Origin of the sequence: Streptomyces venezuelae, from assembly GCF_008642375.1 — a bacterium.
GTDB classification, from domain to species: Bacteria; Actinomycetota; Actinomycetes; order Streptomycetales; family Streptomycetaceae; genus Streptomyces; species Streptomyces venezuelae_G.
Map to the genome: position 1 here is coordinate 4,175,548 of NZ_CP029194.1, position 22,705 is coordinate 4,198,252.

Here is a 22,705-nt window from a genome sequence, read left to right on the forward strand (position 1 = left end):
TCCCCGGGCCCCACCGCCCGCCCTCAGTGCACCCCGTGGGGGCCGCCCGTCGGGCGGGGGGTGCCTCGGGGGATGAGGAAGGGGGCCGTCAGGGCTGCTGCGGCCGCTGCGGCCGTGCAGAGGGTGAAGGCCGTCGTGAAGCCCGTGCCCGTCGTGGTGGTGAGGGCGAGGGTGGAGACCGCGGCCACGCCGATCGAGCCGCCCACCTCGTGGAAGGTGTTCACGATGCCCGAGGCGAGGCCGGCCTCGTGCGGGGTGATCAGGCCCAGGGCGGTCGTCGTCGCCGCGACGAAGACCGCGCCGAGGCCGAAGGAAGCCGTGGCCAGGGTGGGCAGGAGGGTGGCCCAGGGGTTGGCGCCCGGGGTGAGGACCGTCAGCGGGAGGCAGCCGAGGGCCGCCAGGGCCAGGCCGCCGGTGGCGCAGGCGCGCGGGCCCTGCGTCGTCACGAGGCGCGCGCCGAGGTGGGCGCCGATCGCGGTCGTGAGGGCGACCGGGAGGAAGAGCAGCCCGGTACGGAGGGCCCCGAGGCCGTACACGTGCTGGAGCTGCATCGAGCCCAGGAAGAAGAACGAGATCAGGAGCGCGGTCGCGACCAGCATGAGGAGCGAGCCCGCGACGACCGGGCGCCGCCTCAGCATCCTGAGGTCCATCAGCGGGGCGCTGCTCGCCCGCTCGACCGCCACGAAGATCCCGTACAGCGCGACCGCGCCGAGCAGCGGCAGCAGGGTCTCGGCGGACGCCCAGCCCGAGTCGCCCGCCTGGACGAGGCCGTAGACGAGCGCGCCCGTGGCGGCGGTCACGACGAGGGCGCCGGGGGCGTCCAGCCGGCCGCCCGTGCGCCCCGTGCGCCCCGGCCGTCGGTGGTCGTCCGGCAGGACCTTCGGGAGTGCGGCCAGCAGGGCCAGGCCCACCGGGACGTTGACGTAGAAGACCCAGGGCCAGCCCGGGCCCTCGGTGAGGGCTCCGCCGAGGAGGACGCCGACGGCCGAGCCGGTGCCGCCGATCGCCGCCCACGCCCCGAGGGCCTTGGCGCGCTCGGCGCCGTGGAAGGCGGTCGTGACGAGGGCGAGCGCCGCCGGGGAGAGGAGCGCCGCGCCCACGCCCTGGGCGACGCGGCCGCCGAGCAGCACGGGGGCGCTCGCGGCGAGGCCGCAGACGAGGGACGCCGCGGTGAAGAGCGCGAGCCCGGCCAGGAGGACGCGGCGGGCTCCCAGGGCGTCGGCGAGCCGGCCGCCGAGGAGCATGAGCCCTCCGAAGCAGAGGGTGTACGCGGTGACGACCCAGGTCAGGGCCGTGCGGTCGAGGTCGAGGTCGGCGGAGAGGGACGGCAGGGCGACGTTCACGACGGTGACGTCGAGGACCAGCATGAACTGGGCCGCGCAGATCAGCGCGAGTGCCGTCCAGCGGCGTGGATGCGTGGAGGCAGGGGTCGGTACGGCGATGTCGGTGGGCATAACTGAACTGTACGGCACAGTACAGTTGAACTCAACGGTACAGTTGAGTTGGTACCGTTCGGCCATGAACGCGCAGCCCGACGCCCCCAAGCCCGCCCCCGGCGGAGCCCGCGCCGCCCGCAAGCGGCAGGCCGTCGTGCGGGCCGCCCGCGACCTCTTCCTCCGCGAGGGCTTCGGCGTCGGCATGGACGCCATCGCCGCCGAGGCGGGCGTCTCCAAGGTCACCGTCTACAACCACTTCGGCAGCAAGGAAGCGCTCTTCACCGCCGTCGTCGCCGGCGCCCTCGACGAGCCGCTGCACCAGGGCCCCGAGGGCCCGGACCTCTCCCGCCTCGCCGACGCCGAGGACCTGCGCGCCGCCCTCACCGAGGCCGGCCGTGCCTGGGCCCGGGCCGTACGCGCCGACGAGGAGGGCCGCGCGCTGCGCACCCTCGTCGCCACCGAGCTGCACCGCTTCCCCGAGCTGGGCCGCGCCTGGCACGCCCACGGCCCGGCCGGCCACCACCCCGCCGTCGCCGACGCGCTGCGCACCCTCGCCGACCGGGGCCGCCTGGAGATCCCCGACCTGGAGGTCGCGGTGCTCCAGCTCTACTCCCTGCTCGTCTTCCCGCAGATGGTCTTCGAGCAGTACGGGACGGAGATCGCCGAGGACCTGAGCGAGCGGCTCGTCACCGACGGGGTCGAGATGTTCCTCCGCCGCTACGCGCCATGAGCCCTGCTCACGGCTGCTGAGCGCCGCCTCCCGGAGCAGGTGTCATCCTTGGTCTTCGGCGTAGCCCCGTGCGGGGGAGTAAATTACCCCCCGGGGTATCTGTGGAGGAGTAGTCGTGGAACTCGATCTCGCGGGCGCGGAGCTCAAGGCCGTACTGAACCGGCTGCGCCGGGCGCAGGGCCAGATCGCCGGCGTGATCCGGATGATCGAGGAGGGCCGGGACTGCGAGGAGGTCGTGACCCAGCTCGCCGCCGCCTCCCGCGCCCTCGACCGGGCCGGGTTCGCGATCATCGCGACCGGGCTCCAGCAGTGCCTGACCGACATCGAGGACGGCCGGAAGGACGGCGAGGACCGCGACGCCATGCGGGCCCGGCTGGAGAAGCTCTTCCTGTCGCTGGCGTAGGAGAACGAAAGCCTCTGAAGCGGAGCACCCCCAGGGACATCCCCTGGGGGTGCTCCGCGTTTTCCCGCGCTCCTCGTCGGACGTCAAACGTCAGTCGTCAGTCGTCAGTCGTCAGTCGTCAGTCGTCAGTCGTCAGCAATCAGTCGTCAGTCGTCAGTCGTCCGCGAGGCCCTTCAGGCGCTTCGCGATCCGCGTCAGGCGCGCGCCCTGGTAGCGGGCGGCCTGGAGGACGTTCTCCTCAGGGGCGCCGTTGGCGCCGGGGTGCGAGGTGCCGTAGGGGTTGCCGCCGGCCGCGTAGACGGAGGGGTCGGTGAAGCCGGGCGAGACGATGACCGAGCCCCAGTGGTGGAAGGTGTTGTAGAGCGCGAGCAGCGTCGACTCGTTGCCGCCGTGGAGGTTGTGGGCGCTGGTGAAGGCGGTCGCGGGCTTGTCCGCCATGACGCCGCGCTGCCAGAGGCCGCCCGAGGTGTCGACGTACTGCTTGAGCTGGGCGGCGACGTTCCCGAAGCGGGTCGGGGATCCCAGCGCGTACGCGTCGGCCCACTCCAGGTCGTCCAGGGTGGCGACCTCCACGCCACCGGTGGCGTCGACGTGGGCGCGCCAGGCCGGGTTCGCGTCGATCGCGGCGTCCGGGGCGAGCTCGGACACCCTGCGCAGCCGCACCTCCGCACCGGCCTTCTCGGCGCCCTCGGCGACGGCCTGGGCGAGCTGGTGGACGGCCCCGGTGGCCGAGTAGTAGATGACGGCGACCTTGACGGACATGACGAACTCCCTCAACCGGATTACTTTCCGCTTCGATGTTCCGAGGTTAAGTGGATTGCTATCCGGTTCGCAAGGGCGGCAGGTATGCTCGGATCGAGGCCTACGGAGGGGGACACGGGCATCGGGCGCACGGGCGAACAGGCGAACAGGACAGGAGCCGGCTGGATGAGCACGAGAGAACCGCGGACCGGGGACGCGGCCGCGACCCCGCCCTCCCCTGCACCCGCGCCCACACCTGCAACTGCGCCCGCGCCCGCGCCCGCGCCGACGCTCGGCCTGCTCCCCACCGTCGGCGGCGGCCCCGCCCCCGAGCGCGCGGACGCCGCCCGCAACCGGCGGAAGATCCTCGACGCGGCCGCCCGGATCGTCGCCGAGGACGGCCCCCAGGCCGTCACGATGAACCAGGTCGCCCACGCCAGCGGCATCGGCGTCGGCACCGTCTACCGCCGCTTCGGCGACGTCTCCCAGCTCCTGTGGGCCCTGCTCGACGACCGCGAGCGCCAGTTCCAGGAGGCCTACATGAGCGGTCCGCCGCCCCTCGGGCCCGGCGCCCCCGCCGCCGAGCGGCTCGACGCCTTCCTCGACGCCCTCGTCGACCGGGTCGGCGAGCAGCGCGAGATCCTGCTCGCCGCCCACTCCGCAGCGCCCCGGGCCCGCTACCACAGCGGCGCCTACCGGGTGATGCACACGCACATGGCCCTGCTCATCGGGGAATTGAGGCCCGGCTCCGACGCCACGCTCCTCGCTCACCTCGCGCTCGCGTCGTTCTCACCGGACGTGATGCACCACCTGACGGTCGAGCAGGAGCTGTCGAGCGAGCGCCTGAAGGCCGGGGTGCGGGAGCTGCTGACCCTGCGGGCCTGAGGCGGGTTTCCGACGCATGGACGGTGCTGGACCGGAAGCGGGCCCCGGCCGCAGGATCGTGGCATGACCACGTATCTGATCCTGCACGGCTTCCAGAACCACCGTCCGCCGGGTCACTGGCAGCACTGGCTCGCCGGTGAGCTGCGGGCGCGCGGGCACGAGGTGCGGTATCCGCAGCTGCCCGAGGCGGACGCGCCCGTCCTCGACGACTGGCTCGCCGCGCTCGCGGAGCACGGCGAGCGGCCGGCCGACGGGGAGTTCGTGGTGCTCGCGCACAGCCTGTCGGTGCTGCTGTGGCTGCGGGCCGGGGCGCGGCGGCCGGACGCCGACCGGGTGCTGCTCGTCGCCCCGCCGTCGCCGCAGGTGACGGCGTCGATCCCGGAGATCGCCGCGTTCGCCGACGGCCTCGACCTCGACCTCGGCCTCGCGGAAGCGAGTGTGCGCGCACGGCTCGTGTACGGGGACGGGGACCCGTACTGCCCCGAGGGCGCGGACGTCCACTACGGCACCCCGCTCGGCCTCGACACGGACCACGTCCCGGGCGGCGAGCACCTCAACCCCGACTCGGGGTACGGGGAATGGGCCTCGGTCCTGGAGTGGTGCGAGGACCCGGCGGTACGGATCAAGGGCCGGTAGCGGAGCGCCCACGGGACCACCGCCCGTAGTCTCGGGCGGATGTACTCCGAGACCGCACCGTACGACCAGGGCCTGCTCGACGTGGGAGACGGCAACCTCGTCCACTGGGAGGTCTCCGGCAACCCGGCGGGCCGGCCCGCGCTCGTCGTGCACGGCGGGCCCGGCTCCGGGTCCTCGCCGCACAACCGGCGCTACTTCGACCCGGAGGCGTACCGGCTCGTCCTCTTCGACCAGCGCGGCTGCGGGCGCTCCACCCCGCACGCGAGCGACCCGGCCGCCGACATGTCCGTGAACACCACCGCACACCTGGTGGCCGACATGGAGCGGCTGCGCGAGCACCTGGGCATCGAGCAGTGGCTGCTGTACGGCGGCTCCTGGGGCGCCACGCTGATCCTGGCGTACGCGGAGGCGTACCCCGAGCGCGTGACGGGGATCGTCCTCGCGGCCGTCACGACCACCCGCCGCTCCGAGATCGCCTGGCTGTACGAGGGAGCCGGCCGCTTCTTCCCCGAGGCCCACGAGCGCTTCAGGGCCGGGGCCGGCGCGCCGTCGGACCCGACCCGGGCGGACGGGGCGAAGGACCTGCCCCGGGCGGACGGGGCGAAGGACCTGCCCCGGGCGGACGGGGCACAGGCCCTGGTGGAGGCGTACTCCGCGCTGCTGAACCACCCCGACCGGGCCGTGCGGGAGAAGGCCGCGGCCGACTGGTGCGCCTGGGAGGACGCCGTCCTCTCCACGGAGGGCCAGGGCACCCCGTACACCGACCGGGTCGACGACACCCGGCTCGGCTTCGTCCGGATCTGCGCCCACTACTTCGCCCACGGCGCCTGGCTCGCGGAGGGCGCCCTGCTCCGCGACGCGCACCGGCTCGCGGGCACCCCCGGCGTCCTGATCCAGGGCCGGCTCGACATGGCCGGCCCGCCCACCACCGCCTGGGAGCTGTCCCGGGCCTGGCCGGACGCCGAACTGCACGTGATCGAGGACGCGGGGCACCTGGGCGACCTGCGGACCCGGGAGCTGATCCTCGCGGCCCTGGACCGCTTCGCGAGGGGGGTCCCCCTGCGCGGGCGAGGCCCTGAGCTCGGGGGAGGGTGAGCCCACCGGGCGCGCGCCCGGGACCGGCGGGATGATCGAAGCATGAGTTCCAAGGCAGCCCCCGAGATCCATCTCGCCCAGCAGCCGGAGGCCGACGCGCTGCTCGCCCGCTCGCCGCTCGCCGCGCTCGTCGGCATGCTCCTGGACCAGCAGGTTCCGATGGAATGGGCGTTCTCCGGCCCGTACACGATCGCCTCGCGGCTCGGGGCGGACGATCTCGACGCACACGAGATCGCCTCCCGCGCCCCGGAGGAGTTCGCCGCGCTGCTCTCCGAGAAGCCGGCCGTGCACCGCTATCCGGGGTCGATGGCCCAGCGCGTCCAGCAGCTCTGCCATTTCCTCGTCGAGGAGTACGGGGGCGACGCCGAGGCCGTCTGGGCGGACGCGGCGACCGGCAAGGAGCTGCTCGCGCGGCTCCAGGCGCTGCCTGGTTTCGGCAAGCAGAAGGCGCAGATCTTCCTGGCGCTGCTCGGCAAGCAGTACGGCGTGCGGCCCACGGGCTGGCGGGAGGCGGCGGGGGCGTACGGCGAGCAGGGCTCGTACCGCTCGGCCGCCGACATCACCGGGCCCGAGTCGCTCGCGAAGGTGCGCGCGCACAAGCAGGAGATGAAGGCGGCCGCGAAGGCCGAGAAAGCCGCGAAGGGAAAGAATGCCGGGAACGGTGAGAATGGTGAAAAGAGGGAGAAAGTCACCAAGGCTGGCAAAACGTCCGGGAATTGATAATTCCAGATGTCAATCCTGCTCAAGGCGAGAGGAATTACGCAGAACCTGTTCACAGAACCCCCCCGAGATCGCTAACTTCCCCTCAACCTCGTCCGTACCGGGAAGGACTTCTGTGAACGCAACCCAGCGCCGTGCCGCAGCCATTCTGGCCGCCGCCGCCCTCGCCACCCCGCTGGTCATCGCCTCTCCCGCCACCGCCGGCCAGGACCCCGCGGCCGCGCCGGCCCGCGACGCCGCCAAGCTGGCGAAGAAGCTGGTCCGCGAAACCTCCGGCCAGGGCGCCTACAAGCACCTGCAGAAGTTCCAGGCGATAGCCGACTCGGCCGGCGGCCACCGCGCGGCCGGCACGCTCGGACACGACGCCTCCGCCGCGTACGTGTACACGCAGCTCAAGAAGGCCGGCTACGCCGTCACCTACCAGAAGTTCCAGTTCTGGTACACGCAGACACTCGCCGAGAAGGCTTCCGTCGTCAGCCCCGCCCCCCGGGCCCTCGACATCAAGGCGATGACGTACACCAAGTCCACCCCGATCGGCGGCATCAACGCCGGCCTCGTGGCCGTCCCCGTCGACGCCGACGGCACCACCGGCTGCGAGCCGGGCGACTTCGCCTCCGGCACCTTCACCGGCAAGATCGCGCTGATCAAGCGCGGTGGCTGCTCCTTCGCGATCAAGCAGCAGAACGCCGCCGCGGCCGGTGCCGCCGCCGCCGCGATCTACAACAACGTCCCCGGCGTCCTGTCCGGCACCCTCGGCGACGCGGCCTCCGGGAAGATCCCCACCGGCGGTCTCACCCTGGCCGAGGGCCAGCAGCTCGCCGCCGACCTCGCCAACGGCCCGGTCACCCTCTCCCTGGAGATCCGCCAGCTCCAGGAGCAGCGCACCACCAACAACGTCATCGCGGAGACCAAGGGCGGCAACGCCGCCAACACCGTGATGCTCGGCTCGCACCTCGACTCCGTCACCGCCGGCCCCGGCATCAACGACAACGGCTCGGGCTCCGCCGGTCTCCTCCAGGCCGCCCTGGAGCTCGCCGAGTCGAAGGACAAGGTCCGCAACAAGGTCCGCTTCGCCTGGTGGTCCGCGGAGGAGAACGGCCTCCTCGGCTCCGAGCACTACGTGGACACCCTCTCGGAGCTCTCCAAGAAGGAGATCAAGCTCTACCTCAACTTCGACATGATCGCCTCGCCGAACTACGGCCTGTTCGTGTACGACGGCGACAACTCGGACAACGTCGGCGAGGGCGCCGGCCCCGAGGGCTCCGCCCAGCTGGAGCGCGACATCACCGACTTCATGGACAAGCGCGGCCTCCCGCACGAGGGCACCGACTTCTCCGGCCGCTCCGACTACGGCCCGTTCATCGCGGTCGGCATCCCCTCCGGCGGCACCTTCACCGGCGCCGAGGGCATCAAGACCGCTGCCCAGGCAGCCAAGTTCGGCGGCGAGGCGGGTGTCGCGTACGACGTGAACTACCACGCCAAGGGCGACGACCTGAAGAACGTCAACATGACGGCCTTCGACGCGAACATCGACGTCATCGCCAACGCCGTGGGCACCTACGCCCACGACATCTCCTCCCTGCGCAAGCCGGTCGTCTCCGTCCCGACCTCGGGTGGCGAGAGCAGCGGCGGCGGCCTGCACAACGACCACCACGAGGTCACCGAGTAACCGCCCGGCAGCGGTCACGGTCACGATCGCGGTCACCTCTTACGGCGGGCAGTACCGAAGATCGAGCGGCTGATCTCCCGGCCCAGCTGGGTGCCGATCGACCGCGCCAGGGACGTGAAGATCCCGCTGCCCACCACCTGTTCGGCGAGCGAGGGCTCCTCCTTCTGTCGGGGAGCCCTCGCTCCGTCCTGCGCCTGCGCCTTCGCGGCCTCCTTCGCCGCAGCCGCCTCCAGGGCCGCCGCCTCCGCCGCCAGCTGCTCGGCCGTCAGCTTCTCGTACGCCGACTCCCGGTCCACCGCCTGCGCGTACCGCCCGTACAGCGGCGACGCCTTCACCGCCGCGTCCAGCGCGGCGGCGTCGATCGGGCCCATCAGCGACTCCGGCGCCCGCAGCCGGGTCGCCGCCACCGGGGTCGGGGCGCCCTTCTCGCTGAGTACGGTGATCACCGCCTCGCCCGTACCGAGCCCGGTGAGCACCTCCTCCAGGTCGTACGGCGACTTCGGGAAGGTCCGCACGGTCGCCTTGAGCGCCTTGGCGTCGTCCGGGGTGAAGACGCGCAGCGCGTGCTGCACCCGGTTGCCGAGCTGGCCGAGCACGTCCGAGGGGACGTCCTTCGGGGTCTGCGTCACGAAGAAGACGCCGACACCCTTGGAGCGGATCAGCCGGACCGTCTGCGTGATCGACTCCAGGAAGGCCTTCGACGCCCCGTTGAACAGCAGATGCGCCTCGTCGAAGAAGAAGACCAGCTTCGGCTTCTCCAGGTCGCCGGCCTCCGGAAGGTCGTTGTAGAGGTCCGCGAGCATCCACATCAGAAAGGTCGAGAAGAGCTGCGGCTTGTCCTGCACGGCCGGCAGCTCCAGGACCGAGACGGTCCCCCGTCCGTCCGCCGCCGTCCGCAGGAACTCCGACGTGTCGAACTCCGGCTCCCCGAAGAAGTCCCCCGCGCCCTGCTGCTCGAAGGCCGTGATCGACCGCAGGATCACCCCGGCCGTCACCGTCGACAGCCCGCCGATCCCCTTCAGTTCGGCCTTCCCGGGGTCCGAGACCAGGAAGGCCACCACCGCCCGCAGGTCCTTGAGGTCGACCAGTTCGAGCCCCTTGGAGTCGGCGTAGTGGAAGATCAGGCCGAGCGACTGCTCCTGCGTCTGGTTGAGCCGGAGCACCTTGGAGAGGAGTACGGGACCGAAGCCGGTCACCGTGGAGCGCACCGGGATGCCCGGGCCGATGCCCCCGAGTCCGTAGAACTCGCAGGGGAAGCCCGTACCCCGCCACTCCTGGCCGACCTGCGCGGCCCGCTCCCGCACCCTCTCGCCGTCCTCCCCGGGGGCCGAGATCCCGGAGACGTCGCCCTTGATGTCGGCGAGGAAGACCGGCACACCGTGCGCCGAGAGCTGCTCCGCGATCAGCTGGAGCGTCTTCGTCTTGCCGGTGCCGGTGGCTCCGGCGACCAGACCGTGGCGGTTGAGCATCGGCAGCGGGATGCGGACCGGCGCGTCCGGGTGACAGGCGCCGTCCCAGAGGAGCGCCCCCAGTTCGAGTGCGGCACCGTCGAAGGCGTACCCGGCGGCGATCTCGGCGGCGGGCCCCGCAAGGGGGGTGGGCGGCTGTGCGCTCTGCTCACTGACGCTCATGACGACACCTTGATTTCGCTTTTGTCACGGTTCGCACCAGCATCCCACCGGCCTTGCGTGGCTGCGCCGGGAGCCGCTCGCCCGGTAGGCTTTCCGTGTGATCTTCAAGCGCATCGGAAACGGAAAGCCGTATCCCGACCACGGCCGGGAAAGCACCCGGCAGTGGGCGGACGTCGCGCCGCGCCCGGTCCGCCTCGACCAGCTGGTGACCACCAAGGGCCAGCTGGATCTGGAGACGCTGCTCGCCGAGGACTCCACCTTCTACGGCGACCTCTTCGCGCACGTCGTGAAGTGGCGCGGCGATCTCTACCTCGAGGACGGACTGCACCGCGCCGTCCGCGCGGCACTGCAGCAGCGCCAGGTGCTGCACGCCCGCGTGCTGGAACTCGACTGACGTTCCACCGCCACTGACCCTTTCGGGGTCAGTTCGCCCCCATCCGGACGCGATCACATGATCATCAAGTAGGCATCGCCGACGGGCGGTATTACGCTGCGTTCATGAGCATGCTCACACCCCCCGGAATGGGCGGAAAGTACCGCATCACGGGGGATGTCTACCCGCGCATGCGCCGCCCCCACCGCCGGCGCAGGATCATCCTCGCGGCCGCGGCCTCCGTGGTCGTGCTCGGCGCGGCCGGCTGGGGCACACTCCAGCTCGTCGACGTCTTCTCCGGCGACGAGGGCAAGAAGACGACCGCCGGGAAGCAGGCGGACTGCAAACCCGCGCCCAAGGCGACGACCCCGCCCGTGGCCGCCCTTCCGAAGCCCGGCCAGATCACGGTCAACGTCTACAACGCGACCCCGCGCAGCGGACTCGCCAAGACGACCGCCGACGAGCTCAAGAAGCGCGGCTTCAAGGTCGGCAAGGTGGGGAACGCGCCCGCCGCCTTCGACAAGAAGGTCCCCGGCGCGGGGCTGCTGCTCGGCGCGCCCACGGCCACCAAGGGCGCCTTCCCGGTCCTCGGCACCCAGCTCAAGGGCGCCACGACCAAGACGGACACCCGGGGCACGGCGGACGTGGACCTGATCATCGGGACGGCGTTCAAGACGCTGACCCCGAAAACAGCGGCGGACGCGGCCCTGGTCGCCCTGACCAGGCCCGCGCCCGTACCGACCGGGAAGTGCTGACTACTCGGCGGAGCCGGCTGCGTGAGTTATTCGGCAGAGCCGTACATGCGGTCGCCCGCGTCGCCCAGGCCCGGGACGATGTAGCCGTTCTCGTTGAGCCGCTCGTCGACCGAGGCCGTCACGACGGTCACCGGGGTGCCCGCGAGCTCGCGCTCCATGATCTCGACGCCCTCCGGGGCGGCGAGGAGCACGACCGCGGTCACGTCGTCGGCGCCGCGCTTGATCAGCTCCTGGATCGCCGCGACCAGCGTGCCGCCGGTGGCCAGCATCGGGTCCAGGACGTACACCTGGCGCCCCGAGAGGTCCTCCGGCATCCGCGTGGCGTAGGTCGACGCCTCCAGCGTCTCCTCGTTGCGGATCATGCCCAGGAAGCCGACCTCGGCCGTCGGGAGCAGGCGGACCATGCCGTCGAGCATGCCCAGCCCGGCGCGCAGGATCGGGACCACCAGCGGACGCGGGTACGAGAGCTTCACACCGGTCGTCGGGGTGACAGGGGTCTCGATGTCGACCTGCTCGGTCCGGACGTCCCTGGTGGCCTCGTAGGCGAGCAGGGTGACCAGCTCGTCGGCGAGACGGCGGAAGGTCGCGGAGTCCGTGCGCTTGTCGCGCAGGGTGGTGAGCTTGTGGGCGACCAGAGGGTGGTCGACGACGTGGAGACGCATGACTCAACAGTAGCCCGCCGCGCACTGGCGTCGACCCACGCCGCTGGGGGAAAGTGGGGGCACAGGGACCCAGCGATGGGGTGGTGTGGCCGATGCCCGACCTGGAAGAACCGGCCGAGGAAGCCGCCGAGGGGGCGGCCGACCGGCCGGCACCGGAGACCGACGCGGAGCGCCGCAGGCGCCGCGCCCAGTTCCTCCGCGAGCTGAACGAGGCCAAGGCGCTGCGCGAGCGCGTGCAGCCGCGACGCGCCCGGGCCGCCCGGATGCGCCAGGCCATGCGCATGCGGACGTTCCGCTGGTGAGACCGCCGGGCGCGGCCCGCCGTGCGCCCCCTGTGTGCGCCGGGGTCGCACGCCCGCCCGATGGCGGTGCCCTTCAGACTGATGCACGACGCAAGAGCCGAAGACCTCTCCTGAACGCGCTGTTTCTGTCACGATGCCGATTGGGCGGGGCATCAGGAGCGCACCGCCGGAACGTCACACCTCTGATCAGTGGGAGAGAGTCAGGTGTACTTCGCCGCACTGCTCGCGCGCACCGAAGACGGGTGGGAAGCGAGCGACACGGAGCTCGACGACGTGGAGACCCTGTCGGATCTGGCCGAGCTCGCCCGTGAGGCCTCGGACGACGACACGGTGATCGTCTACATCGAGCAGGAGGACGCGTGGTTCGGGATCGTGCGGATCGAGGGTGAGGAAGACCCTCGGATCTACGTCTCGGACGGCGCCGCCGCCGCCCGTTCCTCGTACGGGGAGATCCTCACCCGGGAGATCCTCGGCGACGACCTCGACGCCGAGCTCGACGAGCTGGAGTCGCTGGACCTGGACGGCACGGAGGACGGGGAACCCCTCGCCGACGATGCCGACGATGCCGACGAGCCGGGCGGAGTCGCGGCCGAGCTCGTGCCGTCCGCACCCGTGGGCGACGTGCTGGTCCTCGCGGACCTCGGACTCTCGGAGCGCGAGCTCCGGGCGCTCGACAGCGACGCGCTGTCGGTGATCGCGGACGCGCTGGGCGCCGCGGAGGTCCTGGAGGCCGTCCGCTAGTGCCGCACGCCGTACCCGCACCCGACCCCGTGGCCGGTCCCGTACCCGACCCCGTGGCCGGTCCCGTACCCCAGCCCGAGCCCGTACGGGACCGCGCGCCCGACCCCGTACGGAACCCCGTCCCCGACCCCGTACGGGATCCCTGGCGGGATGCCATGCGGCTCGCGCTCGCCGAGGCCGACGCGGCCGCGCCCGCCGGTGACGTACCGGTCGGCGCGGTCGTGCTCGGCCCGGACGGCGAGGTCCTCGCCCGCGCGCACAACGAGCGGGAGGCGGTCGGCGACCCGACCGCGCACGCCGAGGTCCTCGCCCTGCGACGGGCGGCCGCGGCGACCGGGGAGTGGCGCCTGACGGGCTGCACGCTCGTCGTCACCCTGGAGCCGTGCGTGATGTGCGCGGGCGCCCTCGTCCAGTCGCGCGTCGAGCGGGTGGTGTTCGGCGCGCTCGACGAGAAGGCGGGCGCGGCGGGCTCGCTCTGGGACCTCGTACGGGACCGGCGGCTGAACCACCGCCCCGAGGTGATCCACGGCGTGCTCGGCGAGGAGTGCGCGGAGCAGCTGACGGCCTTCTTCCGCACCCGCTGACACCCCCGCTGACCTCGTCGGGGATACGGATTTCATCGCAGCGCCAACTTCGGCTAAGCTCTCTCTCGGTAGCGTGTCCGAGCGGCCGAAGGAGCTCGCCTCGAAAGCGAGTGTGGGGAAACTCACCGAGGGTTCAAATCCCTCCGCTACCGCTTCGATCGAAGGGCCCGGTGCATTGGCACCGGGCCCTTCGGCTTATCTCCGGTCCTGTCGTGGCCGCGTACGGGAAAGGCCCCGGTCCGCGCTCGTGGCGTGGGCCGGGGCCTTCTCCGTAGGACGGGGGGAACGGCATCGGGGGGACAAGCCGCTCCCCCCGATGAGAACCGGTCCTACAAGCCTGCGCCGCGGTCAGGGGGGAAGCTCACGGCGCGGACCCCGCAGTGCGGGCCGGTTCCGACAAGCCCTTCGGATTCCTGCCAGATCCTCCGGGCTCGACATCCATCCTGCTCGCCCGTCACTCTTCCGGGGGGCGGCAAAAGGCCTCGATCTCCGGGTCCTTGGTCCATAAAGGCTCGGTTAGAGTGGCGCGGTCGTACGGCGGGGGACAGGGGAGGGCAGAGCAGTGGTGCAAGCGAAGAAGGTCGCGCTGTACGCGATCGTGGTCTTTGTGCTGTACACGATCGTCACGTCCCCCTCCAGAGCGGCCGATCTCGTCCAGGTAGGGTTCGAGGGCATTTCCAGCGCCGCCCAGGGTGTCGGCGAGTTCATGACCGAACTCATCAACTAGGAGCCCTTCGTGATCCGCCATCTGGTCCTCTTCAAGCTCAACGAGGGAGTCGAGCGCGACGAGCCGCGCGTCGTCGCCGGCGTCGAGGCCTTCCGCGCGCTCGGCGAGCAGATCCCGGAGCTGAGGTTCTGGGAGTGCGACTGGAACATCACCGACCGGCCGATCGCGTACGACTTCGCGATCAACTCCGCCGTTGAGGACAAGGACGCCCTCCAGCGCTACCTGGAGCACCCCGCCCACCAGGCGGGCGTCGCCCAGTGGCGCGAGTTCGCCACCTGGGTGATCGCGGACTACGCGTTCTAGCCACACCCGGAGCATTCACGCCGGCGAGGCCCCCCACCGTCATGGTGGGGGGCCTCGCGGGGTTCTGGCCTCCCCTTTTGCTCCAACATGCCCTCAACACGTGGCTATACGGTGCTTGCACACAGTGGACATGTCTTGTGATGCTATGACCGCTTTTGACGGATGAGTTGACCGTTGTTGACCCAGTCGACCAGCAAGACCAGCCAAAGGGGTGGCGTGAACGTGCCGGCCAGTACAGCGCCTCAGGTCCCGCCCCAGCACGAGGCAGGTGGGGCGGAGCCCCCGCGCCCCCGCCCCCAGAGCACCCGCGGCGCCGACACCCGCGCCCTCACGCAGGTGCTCTTCGGGCAGCTCAAGCACCTGGAACCGGGCACTCCGGAGCACCACCGGGTGCGCGGGGCCCTCATCGAGGCCAACCTGCCGCTCGTGCGGTACGCGGCGGCCCGCTTCCGCTCCCGCAACGAGCCGATGGAGGACGTCGTCCAGGTCGGCACCATCGGCCTGATCAACGCCATCGACCGCTTCGACCCCGACCGGGGCGTGCAGTTCCCGACCTTCGCCATGCCGACGGTCGTCGGCGAGATCAAGCGGTACTTCCGCGACAACGTCCGGACCGTGCACGTGCCGCGCAGACTGCACGAGCTGTGGGTCCAGGTGAACGGCGCCACGGAGGACCTCACGACGGCCCACGGACGCTCCCCCACGACCGCGGAGATCGCCGAGCGGCTGCGGATCGGCGAGGACGAGGTGCTCGCCTGCATCGAGGCCGGACGGTCGTACCACGCGACCTCACTGGAGGCCGCACAGGAGGGCGACGGGCTGCCCGGACTGCTCGACCGGCTCGGCTACGAGGACCCCGCGCTCGCCGGCGTGGAGCACCGCGACCTCGTCCGGCACCTGCTCGTCCAACTGCCCGAGCGCGAGCAGCGGATCCTGATGCTGCGCTACTACAGCAACCTGACCCAGTCTCAGATCAGCCAGGAGCTCGGCGTCTCGCAGATGCATGTGTCAAGGCTCCTCGCCCGCAGCTTCGCACGTTTGAGATCCGCAAACAGAATCGAGGCGTAACCGGAACGGGTAGACCGGTTCGGAGCAGTTCTGCGGCACCCCAAATGCCGTACACCCCTTGTTTCCTGCGGAAATGCACCGTCTGCTTGTCGACAAGTCACTACAGCGTGTTGCCGACATGTGACATTCTGCTGGAACCGAGTTTGCCGCAGCCCCGCCGCCGGTATTCAGGTGGAGGCTGCGTTCCTCAGATGGTCGCGGCCACCGCGACCGTCCGCGACCTCAAGGGGGTGGCATGTCCACAGAACTGGGCAGCTCGAAGGTGCTCACGCTCACGCCCGTTCCCGTGCCCACGCAGACGACGGCTCCGACCGCGGCCGAAAGCTCCGCGGGGAGCTCCGCGGAGATCGTCGTGGCGGAGAACGTCACGGCGAGCGCCGTCGACACCGTGGCGACCACGGCTCCGCCGCTGCCCGCCACCTCCGGCGCCCTCGACACGCGCACCCTCTCGCGCTCCCTGTTCCTGCGCCTGCGCGCCCTCGACACCGAAGGCGCCGCCGCCGACAGCCCGGAGCGGACCTACGTCCGCGACACCCTCATCGAGCTCAACCTCCCCCTCGTGCGGTACGCGGCGGCCCGCTTCCGCTCCCGCAACGAGCCGATGGAGGACATCGTCCAGGTCGGCACCATCGGCCTGATCAAGGCGATCGACCGCTTCGACTGCGAACGGGGCGTGGAGTTCCCGACGTTCGCCATGCCCACGGTCGTCGGCGAGATCAAGCGCTTCTTCCGCGACACCTCGTGGTCCGTGCGCGTGCCGCGCCGGCTCCAGGAGCTGCGGCTCGCCCTCACCAAGGCCAGCGACGAGCTCGCGCAGAAGCTCGACCGCTCCCCCACCGTGCCCGAACTCGCCGCCGTGCTCGGGGTGTCGGAGGAGGACGTCGTCGACGGCCTCGCCGTCGGCAACGCCTACACGGCCTCGTCCCTCGACTCCCCCTCGCCCGAGGACGACGGCGGCGAGGGCTCGCTCGCCGACCGCCTGGGCTACGAGGACACCGCCCTCGAAGGCGTCGAGTACCGCGAGTCCCTCAAGCCGCTGCTCGCCAAACTCCCGCCCAGGGAGCGGCAGATCATCATGCTGCGCTTCTTCGCCAACATGACCCAGTCGCAGATCGGCGAAGAGGTCGGCATCTCCCAGATGCACGTCTCGCGGCTGCTCACCCGCACGCTCGCCCAGCTGCGCGAGGGCCTCATCTCCGACTGACTTGCCGAAAGCTCGGTCCTACTGACGATCCGTCAGTCACACTTGAGCCCATGAGGCGAAGGAAGCCGGGACCGGGACTCGTGGCGGTGGCGCTCTGCCTCGGCGGAGCGCTGACCGCCTGCGGTGGCGGAGGAGACGGCGAGGGGTACGCGGCGGTCGGCGCCGGCCCTTCCCCGAAGGGCGCGGTCACCCCCTCCGGCGCGGTCACTCTGGTCCCCCTGGACGACCCCACGGCGAGCGGGACGACCTCCAGCACCTCGTCACCGGCACCGACGCCGTCATGGTCGGGTGCGGGTGGGGGGCTCTCCCCCACGCCCCCGCTCTCCGACGCGCCGGGCGACCCGGGCGACCCGGGCTCTTCCGGTACGCGTCCGGGTACGGCTCCGGCGACCTCCGCACCCGGCGGCCCCGGCCCTGGCTCCGGCTCCGGCCCCGGCCCCGGCGGCGGTTCCTCCACCTCCGGTACGGCTCCGGGCTCCGGCGACGGCACCCCGCCCCGTACCCCCACCACCGCACCCGCCCCCGGCACCGGCGGCCCCGGCCCGTCGTCCGCGCCGCCCACGACACCGGCCCCGACGCCCTCCCCCACGCCCCCGGCGACGACGCCCGCACCCGCCTTGCTGACCGTCTCCTCGCCCGTCCTCGCCGACGGCGACCGGCGCTGGTGCGAGCGGGTGACCGTCACCTTCCGCAACACCGGTGGCACGGCGGCCCGTTCGGGCACGGCCACCTTCGCCACGCACATCATCGGCGCCCTCGGTGTCCACTGGGCGACGATCACCTCCAGCCAGCCCCTGCCCGCCCCGATCGCCGCGGCGACGTCACGGACACAGACGTACACCGTGTGCGTGGACTCCTGGCGGGTGCCGCTGGGCATGCGGATCGACACCCAGCGGGTCACCGCCGACTGGCAATGACCGGGAAGCAGACCGATGACAACGGTGGGCCGGGAAACGGACCGATGACAACGGTGGGCCGGGAAACGACGGTGGGCCGGGTCCGCCTGAAGCGGACCCGGCCCACCGGGGTGCTGCTGTAGGGACGGGCGGTCAGCCCAGGGCGAGCCAGGCGACGGCCGCCAGGATGGCGATCACCGCGACGACGCCGACGATCAGGCCGACGCGCGGCCCGGCCGACGCGGGGGCCGCGGTCTGCGGCTGGCGCTGCTGCGGAGCCTCGTCGACGAAGGCGCGGAACATCTGCGTGCTGCCGGCGGGGTCGTAGGCGCCCTCGGGGGCCTGCCCCTGGGGGGCGTAACCCTGCGGGTTCTGGGGGCCGTAGCCCTGAGGACCCTGGCCCTGGGGGCCGTAACCCTGAGGGCCCTGGCCCTGGCCGTACGGTGCTTGGGGGTTGTGTGCCATGAGCCAGGACCCTAGCGAAGTCCGGGTGGGCGGCCCAAGCCCGTGGCCCTCCCCCTCCGCCCCGACCGCCCTTTGCCGATTCTTTAGCGCCGTTTGACCGATTTAGTTTGCCTGAAGCAACCATCCATCTCTATCGTTGCCCTAAGCAACAACATCCATGGAGTGTCCGATGGGTCCGATGGACAGAGACAGGCGCTACGAGAACCTCGCCCGCCAGGTGAGCGCGATCGGAGCGGTGAAGCGTGGACTCGCACGCACCCTGCCCGCCGAATGCCCCGGCGGGTCCGCCGTCGTCCTCGCCCTGCTCCACCACCACGGGGACATGCGGATCGGCCGCGTCTCCGAACTGATGGCCGTCGACATGTCGGTCAGCAGCCGCCACGTGGCCCACACCGTGGACCGCGGCTGGGTCGAGCGACTGCCCGACCCCGCCGACAAGCGCTCCCGCATCCTGCACCTGACCACCGCGGGCGAGTCCATGCTCGCCGTCCTCGACCGACGGCTGACGGACATGCTCGCCCGCACGCTCGCCGACTGGTCCGACGACGACGTCGAACTGCTCACCGACCTGCTCGCCCGCCTCCGCGACTCCTTCGGGGACTGCCGGGCCCACCACGCTTGAGAACGAAGGAAGTTGATGGCAACCACCACACCTGCCACCGGTGTGCGCGGCGGGAGTGCCCGACCGGGGGACACCACCGCCACCGGCGCCCCGATGACGCACCGGCAGATCATGGAGGCGCTTTCCGGCCTGCTGCTCGGCATGTTCGTCGCCATCCTGTCCTCGACGATCGTCTCCAACGCCCTCCCGCAGATCATCACCGACCTGGGCGGCGGCCAGTCCGCCTACACCTGGGTGGTCACGGCCGCCCTCCTCGCGATGACCGCGACGACCCCGCTCTGGGGCAAGCTGGCCGACCTCTTCTCCAAGAAGCTGCTCGTCCAGACAGCCCTGGTCATCTACGTCGCGGGCTCGGTCGTCGCCGGCCTCTCGCAGAGCACCGGCATGCTCATCGCCTGCCGTGTCGTCCAGGGCATCGGCGTCGGCGGTCTGACCGCCCTCTCCCAGATCATCCTGGCCGCGATGATCGCCCCGCGTGAGCGCGGCCGCTACAGCGGCTACCTCGGCGCGACCTTCGCCGTCGCCACCGTCGGCGGCCCGCTGCTCGGCGGCGTCATCACCGACACCGACTGGCTCGGCTGGCGCTGGTGCTTCTACGTGGGCGTGCCCTTCGCGATCATCGCGCTGATCGTCCTGCAGAAGACCCTGAACCTCCCCGTCGTGAAGCGCCAGGTCAAGGTCGACTGGGCGGGCGCCTTCTTCATCAGCGCCGCCGTCTCCCTGCTCCTCGTCTGGGTCACCTTCGCGGGCGACAAGTACGACTGGATGTCCTGGCAGACCGCCGTCATGGTGCTCGGTTCGATCGCGCTCGGCGGGATCTTCGTGCTCGTCGAGTCGAGGGCGAGCGAGCCGATCATCCCGCTCCGCCTCTTCCGCAACCGCACGATCACCCTGGCCTCGCTCGCCTCGCTCTTCGTGGGTGTCGCGATGTTCGCCGGCACGGTCTTCTTCAGCCAGTACTTCCAGCTCGCGCGGAACGAGTCGCCGACGATGTCCGGCGTCCTCACCATCCCGATGATCGCGGGCCTGTTCCTCTCCTCCACCGTCTCCGGCCTGATCATCACGAAGACCGGCAGGTGGAAGGCGTGGCTGGTCAGCGGTGGCGCCCTGGCCGCCGGCGGGCTCGGGATGCTCGGCACGATCCGCTACGACACGACGTACTGGCACATCGCGGTCTTCATGGCGGTCCTCGGCCTCGGCCTCGGCATGATGATGCAGAACCTCGTGCTCTGCACCCAGAACCAGGTGGACCCCGCCGACCTCGGCGCCGCCTCCTCCGTCGTCACCTTCTTCCGCTCCCTCGGCGGTGCGGTCGGCGTCTCGGCGCTGGGCGCGGTCATGGCCCACCGGGTCACGGACTACGTCAAGGAGGGCATGGCCGAGCTCGGTCCGAAGGCCGCGGCCGCGATGGGCCAGAGCGGCTCGGGCGGCGGGATCCCGGACATGGACAAGCTGCCGGGCCCGATCCGTACGGTCATGGAGAGCGCGTACGGACACGGTGTCGGCGACGTCTTCCTCTACTCGGCGCCGTTCGCGCTGCTCGCCTTCGTGGTGACCCTGTTCATCAAGGAGGTCGCCCTGAAGAGCAGCGCGGTGGAGGCCGACGCGAAGGCCGACGCGTAAGACTCCCGGCCGCGCTTCGAGCGGAGGCGCGGCCGGGTCGGGTACGGAGCGGCGGGCAGGGGACGGCCCGCCGCTCCGTCATTTCTCCGTGTCGCGCGCCGCCTCGGCCTCACGCGCGACCATGACCTCGATGCCGGCGACCAGAACGTCCAGGGCGTAGGCGAAGTCGCGGTCCCAGATGGCGCTGACGCTGCCGTGCGAGGCCCGCTCGTCGAGGATCTCCTTCATGCCCTCGGCCTGCGTCCGGAACTGCGGGTCGTCCCGGAACGCCTTGATCGAGTCCACGTAGAACTCGTCCTGTGACATCCCGACGTCCGCCGCGCGCCGGCCGAACTGGGACTCGATCGTCCCGTAGCCGTACACGAACTGGAAGACCGCCGACATCGCGCTCGGCTGGCGCTCCAGCGACAGGCCGGTGTCCCGGATCGACTCGTGGATCTTCTGGCCGACGGCGATGGCCTTCGGGCCGATGTTCAGGTACTGGCACGTGCTCGGCGACATCCACGCGTGCCGGACCAGCATCCGCCGGTACTCCAGGGCGAGCACGCGGATCCGCTCCCGCCAGTCGCCGGCGGCGTCGACGGCCGCCAGGTCGACCTCGCCGTAGACGCTGTCCATGGCGAACTCGATGATGTCGTCCTTGGTGTCCACGTACCAGTAGAGGGACATGGCCGTGACGCCGAGCTCGGTCGCGAGCTTGCGCATCGACAGCTTGGCGAGGCCCTCCTCGTCGAGCATCCGGATCGAGGTGGTGACGATCCGGTCCCGGTCGAGGCCGGCCGGGCCGCCGCCGCTGCGGGCGGCCCTCTCCTCCAGCCAGACGCTGGAACGCGCCGGGTTCTTGGCCCGATCGGCTGCCTTGACCATCGCGTTCCTCCGTCTGTCAGCGGTCCGTCACCATGCTAGGCAGCGATCGGCTGCTCGGTGGCCAGTGCCTTCTCCGTCCGCTCGGCCCGCCTGAGGAGGGCCGCGGCGAGCAGTCCGCCGGCGAACACGGCGATCGCGCCGACCAGCTGGCTGGTCTGGAGGCCGGCGGCGAAGGCGTCGGAGATCTCCTGGCGCTCGGCCTCGCTGCCCGCGGCGGCGAGGGCGGCCGGAAGCGAGGTCGCGGTGACGGCGACCAGGGCGGCGAAGCGGGCGTTGAGCACGGCTCCGAGGACGGCGACGCCCAGACCATTGCCGAACTCGGCGAGGGTGCCGTTGACGCCGGCACCGACGCCCGCCTTCTCCGGCGGAATCGAGCTCATGATCGCGTTGGCCATGGCGGGGTTGGAGACGGCGAGGCCGGTGCCCATCAGGACCAGGCCGAGCAGCATGCCCCAGTACGTGCCCTCGGTGCCGCCGCCGATCAGCGCGATCGAGCCGAGCCCGGCCGCCACCAGCGTCATGCCGACGGCCACGGTGACCGGGGTGCCGAGCTTCATCACGATCCGCGGGCCGACACCCGTGAGGTTGAGCGCCACCACGGTCAGCGCGAGCGGCGCCATACGGAGACCGGCTTCGAGCGGCTCGTAGCCGAGGACGAACTGCAGGTGCTGGGTGAGCAGGAAGAGCGAGCCGCCCATGCCGAACATGACCAGGATCGCTCCGGCGACCGCGCCCACGAACTTCTGGTTGCGGAAGAAGTGCATGTCGAGCATCGGGTACGGGGTCCGCAGCTCCCACAGGGCGAAGGCGGCCAGGACGGCGATGCCGATCGCGGCCGGGACCAGCACCTCGGCGGAGGTCCAGCCGTGCTCAGGGCCGGTGATGATCGCGTACACGGCGGCGGTCATGCCGATCGTGGAGAGCAGCGCGCCGAGCAGGTCGGGGCGGGCGCCCTGCGGGTTCTTCGACTCCGGTACGAGCTTGAGGACGGCGACGAAGCCGACCACCGCCACCGGGATGTTGACGAGGAAGATCATTCCCCACCAGAAGTGCTCGATGATGACACCGCCGATCAGCGGTCCGGCGGCGAAGCCGAGCGAGCCGACGGTGGCCCAGAGCGCGATGGCCTTGACCCGCTCGGAGTCGTCGAAGATCTGCATGACGACGGCGAGGGTGGTGGTCATGAGGAGCGCGCCGCCGACGCCCATGCCCGCGCGGGCGGCGATGAGCTGGGTGGTCGAGTCGGCGAGGCCGGCGGCGAGCGAACCGAGGCCGAAGAGCGCGAGCCCGGCGGCGAGGAGCTTCTTGCGGCCGTAGCGGTCGGCGGCGTTGCCCGCGCTGAGCAGCAGGCCGGACTGGACGAGCGAGTACGCGTTGATCATCCACTGGATGTCGGTGGTGGTCGCGTCGAGCTCGGAGGTCAGCGAGGGGATCGCGACGCTGAGCACGGTGTTGTCGAGCAGCACGGTCAGCTGGGCCAGGCAGATGACGCCGAGGATCAGCCAGCGCTGAGGGTGGCCGCCGGCGGGCGCGGCCGGGGCAGTCGACGCCGCCATGGGCAGGACTC

The 22,705-nt window shown here is 71.4% G+C and carries 26 protein-coding genes and 1 tRNA gene; 20 read left to right on the top strand and 7 right to left on the bottom strand.

Annotation, left to right across the window (positions count from 1 at the left end):
* Positions 1-23: 23 nt before the first annotated feature.
* Positions 24-1,454, bottom strand: a complete 1,431-nt coding sequence (locus DEJ46_RS19005) for a DHA2 family efflux MFS transporter permease subunit (RefSeq protein WP_150268012.1) — start codon at positions 1,452-1,454, stop codon at positions 24-26.
* A 64-nt stretch (positions 1,455-1,518) separates the two neighbouring features.
* Here DEJ46_RS19005 and DEJ46_RS19010 point away from each other — a divergent pair, with 64 nt between their 5' ends.
* The gene (locus DEJ46_RS19010; protein ID WP_150268014.1) at positions 1,519-2,166 is read left to right on the top strand and encodes a TetR/AcrR family transcriptional regulator; all 648 of its coding nucleotides are present in this window, start codon (positions 1,519-1,521) and stop codon (positions 2,164-2,166) included.
* A 115-nt stretch (positions 2,167-2,281) separates the two neighbouring features.
* Positions 2,282-2,569 carry a metal-sensitive transcriptional regulator gene (locus tag DEJ46_RS19015; RefSeq protein ID WP_150268016.1) on the top strand — a complete coding sequence of 96 codons (288 nt, stop codon included), beginning with the start codon at positions 2,282-2,284 and terminating at the stop codon, positions 2,567-2,569.
* A gap of 153 nt (positions 2,570-2,722) precedes the next feature.
* Here the strand turns inward: DEJ46_RS19015 and wrbA are convergent, their stop codons facing one another.
* Positions 2,723-3,331: an NAD(P)H:quinone oxidoreductase gene (wrbA, locus tag DEJ46_RS19020; protein WP_150268018.1), complete on the bottom strand. Its 609-nt coding sequence runs from the start codon at positions 3,329-3,331 to the stop codon at positions 2,723-2,725.
* Between the two features lie 165 nt (positions 3,332-3,496).
* On the opposite strand from wrbA, the gene DEJ46_RS19025 reads away from it, so the two are divergent.
* The 5 genes from DEJ46_RS19025 (at position 3,497) to DEJ46_RS19045 (ending at position 8,315) form a co-directional block, all read left to right on the top strand.
* Positions 3,497-4,195: a TetR/AcrR family transcriptional regulator gene (locus tag DEJ46_RS19025; protein WP_150268020.1), complete on the top strand. Its 699-nt coding sequence runs from the start codon at positions 3,497-3,499 to the stop codon at positions 4,193-4,195.
* A gap of 63 nt (positions 4,196-4,258) precedes the next feature.
* Positions 4,259-4,831, top strand: coding sequence for an RBBP9/YdeN family alpha/beta hydrolase (locus DEJ46_RS19030; protein WP_150268022.1), 573 nt, complete (start codon positions 4,259-4,261; stop codon positions 4,829-4,831).
* A gap of 39 nt (positions 4,832-4,870) precedes the next feature.
* Positions 4,871-5,926 carry an alpha/beta fold hydrolase gene (locus tag DEJ46_RS19035; protein WP_150268024.1) on the top strand — a complete coding sequence of 352 codons (1,056 nt, stop codon included), beginning with the start codon at positions 4,871-4,873 and terminating at the stop codon, positions 5,924-5,926.
* Between the two features lie 42 nt (positions 5,927-5,968).
* Positions 5,969-6,646: an HhH-GPD-type base excision DNA repair protein gene (locus tag DEJ46_RS19040; protein WP_150268026.1), complete on the top strand. Its 678-nt coding sequence runs from the start codon at positions 5,969-5,971 to the stop codon at positions 6,644-6,646.
* A gap of 115 nt (positions 6,647-6,761) precedes the next feature.
* Positions 6,762-8,315 carry a M28 family metallopeptidase gene (locus DEJ46_RS19045; RefSeq protein ID WP_150268028.1) on the top strand — a complete coding sequence of 518 codons (1,554 nt, stop codon included), beginning with the start codon at positions 6,762-6,764 and terminating at the stop codon, positions 8,313-8,315.
* Between the two features lie 32 nt (positions 8,316-8,347).
* Here DEJ46_RS19045 and DEJ46_RS19050 read toward each other — a convergent pair whose 3' ends face one another.
* A complete protein-coding gene (locus tag DEJ46_RS19050; protein WP_150268030.1) occupies positions 8,348-9,946 on the bottom strand; it encodes a helicase HerA-like domain-containing protein in 1,599 nt (532 codons plus the stop codon).
* Positions 9,947-10,043: 97 nt separating this feature from the next.
* On the opposite strand from DEJ46_RS19050, the gene DEJ46_RS19055 reads away from it, so the two are divergent.
* Positions 10,044-10,340, top strand: coding sequence for a type II toxin-antitoxin system VapB family antitoxin (locus DEJ46_RS19055; RefSeq protein ID WP_055642348.1), 297 nt, complete (start codon positions 10,044-10,046; stop codon positions 10,338-10,340).
* A 104-nt stretch (positions 10,341-10,444) separates the two neighbouring features.
* Positions 10,445-11,074, top strand: coding sequence for a LytR C-terminal domain-containing protein (locus DEJ46_RS19060; RefSeq protein ID WP_150268032.1), 630 nt, complete (start codon positions 10,445-10,447; stop codon positions 11,072-11,074).
* 26 nt (positions 11,075-11,100) lie between these two features.
* On the opposite strand, the gene upp is transcribed toward DEJ46_RS19060, so the two are convergent.
* Entirely contained in the window at positions 11,101-11,736 is a 636-nt protein-coding gene (gene upp, locus DEJ46_RS19065) for a uracil phosphoribosyltransferase (RefSeq protein WP_150268034.1), read from the bottom strand.
* A 92-nt stretch (positions 11,737-11,828) separates the two neighbouring features.
* Here upp and DEJ46_RS19070 point away from each other — a divergent pair, with 92 nt between their 5' ends.
* From DEJ46_RS19070 to DEJ46_RS19105, 9 genes are all read left to right on the top strand, one after another.
* Positions 11,829-12,038 carry a hypothetical protein gene (locus tag DEJ46_RS19070; RefSeq protein ID WP_055646140.1) on the top strand — a complete coding sequence of 70 codons (210 nt, stop codon included), beginning with the start codon at positions 11,829-11,831 and terminating at the stop codon, positions 12,036-12,038.
* Between the two features lie 204 nt (positions 12,039-12,242).
* Complete coding sequence (locus DEJ46_RS19075) at positions 12,243-12,779, top strand: hypothetical protein (RefSeq protein WP_150268036.1); 537 nt, start codon at positions 12,243-12,245, stop codon at positions 12,777-12,779.
* Positions 12,779-13,363 (top strand): tRNA adenosine(34) deaminase TadA, encoded by a 585-nt coding sequence (tadA, locus tag DEJ46_RS19080; protein ID WP_411757765.1) that lies wholly within the window; start codon positions 12,779-12,781, stop codon positions 13,361-13,363. The genes DEJ46_RS19075 and tadA overlap by 1 nt, the downstream gene beginning before the upstream one ends.
* A 67-nt stretch (positions 13,364-13,430) precedes the next feature.
* Positions 13,431-13,515: transfer RNA gene (locus DEJ46_RS19085), tRNA-Ser, on the top strand.
* Between the two features lie 410 nt (positions 13,516-13,925).
* Positions 13,926-14,090, top strand: coding sequence for a hypothetical protein (locus DEJ46_RS39200; RefSeq protein WP_190622747.1), 165 nt, complete (start codon positions 13,926-13,928; stop codon positions 14,088-14,090).
* Positions 14,091-14,099: 9 nt separating this feature from the next.
* Positions 14,100-14,393 carry a Dabb family protein gene (locus DEJ46_RS19090; RefSeq protein WP_055642352.1) on the top strand — a complete coding sequence of 98 codons (294 nt, stop codon included), beginning with the start codon at positions 14,100-14,102 and terminating at the stop codon, positions 14,391-14,393.
* A 222-nt stretch (positions 14,394-14,615) separates the two neighbouring features.
* A complete protein-coding gene (locus DEJ46_RS19095) occupies positions 14,616-15,461 on the top strand; it encodes an RNA polymerase sigma factor SigF (RefSeq protein WP_150268038.1) in 846 nt (281 codons plus the stop codon).
* Positions 15,462-15,696: 235 nt separating this feature from the next.
* Positions 15,697-16,665: an RNA polymerase sigma factor SigF gene (locus DEJ46_RS19100; RefSeq protein ID WP_150274560.1), complete on the top strand. Its 969-nt coding sequence runs from the start codon at positions 15,697-15,699 to the stop codon at positions 16,663-16,665.
* A gap of 50 nt (positions 16,666-16,715) precedes the next feature.
* Positions 16,716-17,582 (top strand): hypothetical protein, encoded by an 867-nt coding sequence (locus tag DEJ46_RS19105; protein WP_223834785.1) that lies wholly within the window; start codon positions 16,716-16,718, stop codon positions 17,580-17,582.
* Positions 17,583-17,714: 132 nt separating this feature from the next.
* On the opposite strand, the gene DEJ46_RS19110 is transcribed toward DEJ46_RS19105, so the two are convergent.
* Positions 17,715-18,026 carry a hypothetical protein gene (locus DEJ46_RS19110; RefSeq protein ID WP_150268040.1) on the bottom strand — a complete coding sequence of 104 codons (312 nt, stop codon included), beginning with the start codon at positions 18,024-18,026 and terminating at the stop codon, positions 17,715-17,717.
* A gap of 178 nt (positions 18,027-18,204) precedes the next feature.
* On the opposite strand from DEJ46_RS19110, the gene DEJ46_RS19115 reads away from it, so the two are divergent.
* Complete coding sequence (locus DEJ46_RS19115; protein WP_150268042.1) at positions 18,205-18,648, top strand: MarR family winged helix-turn-helix transcriptional regulator; 444 nt, start codon at positions 18,205-18,207, stop codon at positions 18,646-18,648.
* Between the two features lie 15 nt (positions 18,649-18,663).
* Positions 18,664-20,271 carry an MDR family MFS transporter gene (locus DEJ46_RS19120; RefSeq protein ID WP_150268044.1) on the top strand — a complete coding sequence of 536 codons (1,608 nt, stop codon included), beginning with the start codon at positions 18,664-18,666 and terminating at the stop codon, positions 20,269-20,271.
* Between the two features lie 78 nt (positions 20,272-20,349).
* Here DEJ46_RS19120 and DEJ46_RS19125 read toward each other — a convergent pair whose 3' ends face one another.
* Both DEJ46_RS19125 and DEJ46_RS19130 read right to left on the bottom strand, forming a co-directional pair.
* Positions 20,350-21,138 (bottom strand): TetR/AcrR family transcriptional regulator, encoded by a 789-nt coding sequence (locus DEJ46_RS19125; protein WP_150268045.1) that lies wholly within the window; start codon positions 21,136-21,138, stop codon positions 20,350-20,352.
* A gap of 35 nt (positions 21,139-21,173) precedes the next feature.
* On the bottom strand, positions 21,174-22,694 hold the full coding sequence (locus DEJ46_RS19130; RefSeq protein WP_150268047.1) for an MFS transporter: 1,521 nt from the start codon (positions 22,692-22,694) through the stop codon (positions 21,174-21,176).
* Positions 22,695-22,705: the final 11 nt, after the last annotated feature.

Bases quoted from the DNA above. Each gene is read 5' to 3' on its own strand.
- DEJ46_RS19010 (WP_150268014.1), top strand. From the start codon at position 1,519: ATGAACGCGCAGCCCGACGCCCCCAAGCCCGCCCCCGGCGGAGCCCGC.
- wrbA (WP_150268018.1), bottom strand. From the start codon at position 3,331: ATGTCCGTCAAGGTCGCCGTCATCTACTACTCGGCCACCGGGGCCGTC.
- DEJ46_RS19070 (WP_055646140.1), top strand. From the start codon at position 11,829: ATGCCCGACCTGGAAGAACCGGCCGAGGAAGCCGCCGAGGGGGCGGCC.
- DEJ46_RS19040 (WP_150268026.1), top strand. From the start codon at position 5,969: ATGAGTTCCAAGGCAGCCCCCGAGATCCATCTCGCCCAGCAGCCGGAG.
- DEJ46_RS19120 (WP_150268044.1), top strand. From the start codon at position 18,664: ATGGCAACCACCACACCTGCCACCGGTGTGCGCGGCGGGAGTGCCCGA.
- DEJ46_RS19025 (WP_150268020.1), top strand. From the start codon at position 3,497: ATGAGCACGAGAGAACCGCGGACCGGGGACGCGGCCGCGACCCCGCCC.
- DEJ46_RS19030 (WP_150268022.1), top strand. From the start codon at position 4,259: ATGACCACGTATCTGATCCTGCACGGCTTCCAGAACCACCGTCCGCCG.
- DEJ46_RS19005 (WP_150268012.1), bottom strand. From the start codon at position 1,454: ATGCCCACCGACATCGCCGTACCGACCCCTGCCTCCACGCATCCACGC.
- DEJ46_RS19115 (WP_150268042.1), top strand. From the start codon at position 18,205: ATGGACAGAGACAGGCGCTACGAGAACCTCGCCCGCCAGGTGAGCGCG.
- DEJ46_RS19130 (WP_150268047.1), bottom strand. From the start codon at position 22,694: ATGGCGGCGTCGACTGCCCCGGCCGCGCCCGCCGGCGGCCACCCTCAG.
- DEJ46_RS19035 (WP_150268024.1), top strand. From the start codon at position 4,871: ATGTACTCCGAGACCGCACCGTACGACCAGGGCCTGCTCGACGTGGGA.
- DEJ46_RS19105 (WP_223834785.1), top strand. From the start codon at position 16,716: ATGAGGCGAAGGAAGCCGGGACCGGGACTCGTGGCGGTGGCGCTCTGC.
- DEJ46_RS19110 (WP_150268040.1), bottom strand. From the start codon at position 18,026: ATGGCACACAACCCCCAAGCACCGTACGGCCAGGGCCAGGGCCCTCAG.
- DEJ46_RS19060 (WP_150268032.1), top strand. From the start codon at position 10,445: ATGAGCATGCTCACACCCCCCGGAATGGGCGGAAAGTACCGCATCACG.
- DEJ46_RS19125 (WP_150268045.1), bottom strand. From the start codon at position 21,138: ATGGTCAAGGCAGCCGATCGGGCCAAGAACCCGGCGCGTTCCAGCGTC.
- DEJ46_RS19050 (WP_150268030.1), bottom strand. From the start codon at position 9,946: ATGAGCGTCAGTGAGCAGAGCGCACAGCCGCCCACCCCCCTTGCGGGG.
- DEJ46_RS19100 (WP_150274560.1), top strand. From the start codon at position 15,697: ATGTCCACAGAACTGGGCAGCTCGAAGGTGCTCACGCTCACGCCCGTT.
- upp (WP_150268034.1), bottom strand. From the start codon at position 11,736: ATGCGTCTCCACGTCGTCGACCACCCTCTGGTCGCCCACAAGCTCACC.